The 4877-nt window shown below is 48.9% G+C and carries 4 protein-coding genes; all 4 read left to right on the top strand.

Translation table 11 applies throughout. From position 1 onward, the window contains the following. The first annotated feature begins 259 nt into the window (after positions 1 to 259). Entirely contained in the window at positions 260 to 1072 is an 813-nt protein-coding gene (locus ACR2PX_RS05320) for a tripartite tricarboxylate transporter substrate binding protein (protein ID WP_433998328.1), read from the top strand. A 124-nt stretch (positions 1073 to 1196) separates the two neighbouring features. Next, positions 1197 to 1664: a tripartite tricarboxylate transporter TctB family protein gene (locus ACR2PX_RS05315; protein WP_433998327.1), complete on the top strand. Its 468-nt coding sequence runs from the start codon at positions 1197 to 1199 to the stop codon at positions 1662 to 1664. An 11-nt stretch (positions 1665 to 1675) separates the two neighbouring features. Next, on the top strand, positions 1676 to 3190 hold the full coding sequence (locus tag ACR2PX_RS05310; RefSeq protein WP_433998326.1) for a tripartite tricarboxylate transporter permease: 1515 nt from the start codon (positions 1676 to 1678) through the stop codon (positions 3188 to 3190). A gap of 568 nt (positions 3191 to 3758) precedes the next feature. Beyond that, positions 3759 to 4619, top strand: a complete 861-nt coding sequence (locus ACR2PX_RS05305) for a sterol desaturase family protein (RefSeq protein ID WP_433998325.1) — start codon at positions 3759 to 3761, stop codon at positions 4617 to 4619. Positions 4620 to 4877: the final 258 nt, after the last annotated feature.

Here is a 4877-nt window from a genome sequence, read left to right as displayed (position 1 = left end):
TGAAAGATGTTCTTCCCGTACGAGATTCCAGTAGGCATATGGCGGGGCGAGATCTTGGTAAACGGGAGCCTACGGAATCACTCAAATCTCATGCTGGGAAATTTGAATTATTGGATGCAACCTGATTTTCAAGTGAGAAAAACTGCAGAATCGAGTTTCAGGTGTCAGTCAGGCAGAAATTATTAACGAGACTCATTTTCTGGTACCCGGTGGTGCTGGTGGTGGCTGGGATTCAACCGCTCGTGGTATCGGCGAAGCGATGAATCGCTCCGGTATCATTGAAAAAGTCAGTTATGAAAACATGTCCGGTGGCGGCGGTGGTCGTGCAATTGCTTATCTGATTGAAACCGCCAAGCGACAGGAGGGCACCTTAATGGTGAACTCTACACCAATCGTCATTCGCTCACTGCAAAAAGTGTTTCCTCAGTCTTTTCGTGATCTGACCCCGGTTGCTGCAGTTATTGGTGACTATGGTGTTCTGGCTGTTCGCTCTGACTCTGAGATCAAAACCTTTGGCGATGCCCTGAAAATCTTCCAGGCAAACTCCCGAAAACTTAAAGTAGCTGGTGGCTCTGTTGCAGGAAGTATGGACCATCTGATTGCCGCCATGATCTTCCAGGCCGCAGGCGAAAATCCTCGTAAGGTTCGCTATATACCTTACGACGCTGGCGGTAAAGCCATGGCCGGTCTGCTTTCTGGCGAAACCCAGCTTCTGGCTACAGGTCTGGGCGAAGCGCTGGAAATGGAGCGCTCCGGTAAAATTCGTATTATCGGTGTAACCGCTGATGAGCGTCTGCCTTCTGCTTCTCATATTCCCACCTTCAAAGAACAGGCTGTTGATGCATCATTCGTGAACTGGAGAGGCGTATTTGGCCCACCAGGACTGGATAGTGCCAAAGTGACTGCTTACGGCGACCTGATCCAGAAAATGTATGAAACCGAAGAATGGCAGAAAGTACGTGACGCTAACGGTTGGGTAGAAATCTACAAGTCGGGCAATGAGTTCATGGCTTACCTGGAGAACCAGGAGCAAGAGCTGGGCGCACTGATGAAGAAAATGGGCTTCCTGTAAGTACCCATCGATTGTGCCCGGTTGAAACGGGCACAATCAAACAGTCATGAGCGTAGAAAATCACTTCATCACTTGTGATAAGTGGTTATCAAAATAAACACTATTCAAAATCCAGATATTCCCCATGAAAAATACGATGACTGCCACCAGGGTAGGGGCACTGCTGTTTCTGATTTTGGCCCTGGTATACGGCTATAACGCCTATCAGATTCCTCTTCAGCCCTGGAGTATGGATGAACCCTTTACCTCCAGAACTCTGCCGATTTTTCTCAGCGCCATTGGTTCCATAGTGGCTCTATTAATGCTGATTCTTCCTGACAATGAGGCCCAGTCTCCAATAGAAAGCTTCTCGGGACCTGGTTGGAAAGTCACCCTGGCCCTGCTGGTATTGATGAGCTTGTTTGGTGTGGCTCTAAAACCATTGGGCTTTCTGGTTTCCACCACCTTGTTCCTGTTAGGTGGCTACTGGTTGTTAGGTGAACGTCGTATACAAGTACTGCTGCTGGCTTCCCTGCCGGTGGCCATTGGGCTCTGGTTCCTTCTCTCAAAGGTTCTGGGTATTTATCTGGCCCCCGGTGAGCTGTTTGTCTAAGGAGATAAACCATGTTTGAAGGAATTACCGCCGGTCTGGCTACGGCGATGGCCTGGAACAATCTTTTCTATGTCATTATTGGCTGTTTTGCCGGTACTTTTATTGGCATGTTGCCTGGCTTGGGGCCTATGTCTGCCATAGCCCTGATGATCCCTGTAACTTACGGCTTCGATCCTGCCTCCGGCATGATCCTGCTGGCAGGTGTTTATTACGGTGCTATCTTTGGTGGTTCAACGTCGTCTATATTGATTAATGCTCCTGGTGTGGCGGGAACGGTAGCCACTTCTTTTGATGGCTATCCACTGGCCAGAAAAGGTCAGGCAGGTAAGGCACTGGCCCTGGCCGCTTATTCTTCTTTCAGTGGCGGTACTATTGCTGCCATTTTCCTGCTGGTAGCTGCCCCCATGCTGGCGCAGGTTTCCCTCAGTTTCCAGAGTCCTGATTATTTTGCCCTGATGGTTCTGGGGCTGACAGCAGTGGCTGCTTTTGCCGGGAAAGGCAATGTTCTGAAGGCTGTCATGATGGCCATTCTGGGTTTGATGTTGTCCACGATCGGTACCGATCAGTCCAGTGGTATCCAACGTTTCACCTTCGGCAAAATGGATCTGATTGATGGTATCGACTTCTTGCTGCTGGCCATGGCGACCTTTGCCCTGGCAGAGGCTTTGATGTCTGTGTTCAGGCCTGATAAAGGCGGTCCCAGTGGCGATCAGCTGAGTCAGATGGGTAGCCTGAAACTCAGCAAGCAGGAAGTGAAAGAGGTTGCACCCACCATTGCCCGTTCTTCTATATTGGGCTTCTTTACCGGCGTACTGCCCGGTGCCGGTGCCACCATTGCTTCATTCCTCGCCTATGGAATGGAGCGTAATCTGGCTTCTGCGAAAGAGAAGCTGGGTTTTGGTAAAGGCAGTTTGAAAGGGCTGGCGGGTCCGGAAACGGCTAACAACGCTGCTTGCACAGGCTCTTTCGTACCTTTGTTGACTCTGGGGATTCCAGGCTCAGGTACTACCGCTATTTTGCTGGGTGCATTGATTTCTTACGGCGTTCAGCCTGGCCCCCGGCTTTTTGTTGAGCAGCCTGAAGTCTTTTGGTCGGTGATTATCTCCATGTATCTGGGTAATCTGGTGCTGTTGATTCTGAATCTGCCACTGATTCCTTACATTGCCAAACTTCTGAACATGCCCCGTCAGATTCTGACGCCGCTGGTATTGTTCTTCTCTCTGACGGGTGTTTACCTGATCAGCTTTAACACTTTTGATATTCAGATGATGGTACTGTTCGCTGTTATTGCCTTGGTATTGAAGTTGCTGAGCTTCCCAATGGCGCCAATGATTCTCGGGTTTATTCTTGGTGGGATGATGGAAGATAACCTTCGTCGTTCATTGATGATCAGTGATGGTTCCCTGAGCTTCCTGTGGGAGCGTCCCATCACACTGGTGATTATATCCATTGCAGTGGCTGTTCTTCTGGTGCCAGCTGTTCAGGCCTTCAGAGGAAAATCTGAAACGGCGGAAGCTGCTGCTTAATCTGCTTCTACGACAATAGAAAGCCTCCAGCTAAAGTGAGACTGGAGGCTTTTTCGTATCGGGCTTTCAGAATGTTTCAAGGCTCACTCCTATAACGACTGTGCAGAGTCGTCGGGTCACTGATCGCAGAGCTTGCATCCAGAATCCTCAAAATCGTCTGTATTTTTAAACGTTCAACACTTTGAAGGGATTTTGTAAACATTGTTAAGTCGTTTGACTTATTTCGGGTCGTTGACATAAATTCCGCCTTACAAATACCCAAATAAAAACTCAATCAATCATTGATCTTTTGAGAAAAACTTTGCCCGATCCTTGGAGGCTGTCTCAAAAGGTAGCGAGCGCAGGCGAGACAAGGCAAAAAATGGCAAAAAAGCGGAGTTTACATAGAGTAAATGAGCATTTTGAGCCATTTTTTAACGCCGTATCGGCAAGCGCAGCCCTTTTGCGACAGCCTCCTTGGGAGAGTTTGCCAAGCAAACTCAGAAAAGTTTTCTCTGCACTGTTGAGGCCAGCAGTAAAGCCCATCAGTAACGTCTAACTCATTATAAAAAAAAGAAGTGAGGATGTTATGAGTGAACAGCAAATCATGCTGGCTGTCGTGGTTCTGATCTTTGGACTGGGGTTCACCCTGGAAGTACTGTCAGGCAAGCTCAAGGGAGCTGGCCGACCATGGCGGGATGGGGGCTTTACACTGGCGGGCATACTTTCACACGGATTATTGGCAGGGCCAATAGCTGCAGGACTGGCAGGTTACTGGGCGGTACAATTATTTCCGGATCATGCTGGAGGCTTGAGTGGTATAAACTTCTGGCTGGCTTTCTCAGTCATCTTTGTTTCTCAGGAGTTTGCACACTACTGGCTTCACAGGCTCACTCACGAAAAAGAGTGGCTCTGGAAAATTCACCGGACACATCACACCGCTGAAAATCTGAATATGGGGGTTCTCTACCGGTACAACATCTTTTGGACCATGATGCTGCCCCAGGTTTGGGTGGGTCCCTTTGCTATCTATCTGGGTTTGGGGATGCCCTATGTACTGGCTGTTATGGTGACTTTTTTTGTGAATGCAGCGACCCACACTGCGTTTCGCTGGGATCTCTGGCTGCGAGAAAAAATGCCCTGGAGTGAGCCTTTCTGGCGTGTGCTCGAGAAAGTAATCACTCTACCAGATACCCATCATGCACATCATGCCTGGGGTCCGGGCTCTCATCTGAATGGCAATTACGCAGTCACTCTTTTTATCTTTGATACCTTGTATGGAACAGCCAAAATCCCTAATCGCAGGCAGAAGCGCTTTGGGCTGCCAAAAGCTCGCTCCTTCCATTGGTCGGAAGAACTGTTCTGGCCCATTGTTAGAAAGTCAGATTCTTCAGACCGAAAACATAAAAAGTCCTCAGGCAGGCCCAAGACAGCAAAAGCCAGTGCTTAATCTACTTCAGCAGCAATAAAAAAAGCCTCCAGTTGAAGTAAGCTGGAGGCTTTTTAGTGTCAGGCTGTCTGAACGTTTGAGCGCTTGGAACGGATACTGTTCCACAGCCATCTGAACAAGTCCCTGACCTTATATTTATCGGTTGAGCGTAAAACCCCGTACTTTGAGTGCGGGGATGTAAGCTCGTCGGCGATAGCCGACTAATGCGGTGTTCTCTGCTGCTGAACGTACTGTTTGATGACTTCTATAGGAGCGCCA

Origin of the sequence: Endozoicomonas sp. (assembly GCF_051008435.1) — a bacterium.
Lineage (GTDB): Bacteria > Pseudomonadota > Gammaproteobacteria > Pseudomonadales > Endozoicomonadaceae > Endozoicomonas_A.
The sequence above is the reverse complement of the archived record's forward strand: the minus strand, read 5'-3'. Positions and strand labels throughout refer to the sequence as shown.

Excerpts from the sequence above, each read along its gene's own strand:
- ACR2PX_RS05320 (WP_433998328.1), top strand. The coding sequence starts at position 260 with ATGAATCGCTCCGGTATCATTGAAAAAGTCAGTTATGAAAACATGTCC.
- ACR2PX_RS05315 (WP_433998327.1), top strand. The coding sequence starts at position 1,197 with ATGAAAAATACGATGACTGCCACCAGGGTAGGGGCACTGCTGTTTCTG.
- ACR2PX_RS05310 (WP_433998326.1), top strand. The coding sequence starts at position 1,676 with ATGTTTGAAGGAATTACCGCCGGTCTGGCTACGGCGATGGCCTGGAAC.
- ACR2PX_RS05305 (WP_433998325.1), top strand. The coding sequence starts at position 3,759 with ATGAGTGAACAGCAAATCATGCTGGCTGTCGTGGTTCTGATCTTTGGA.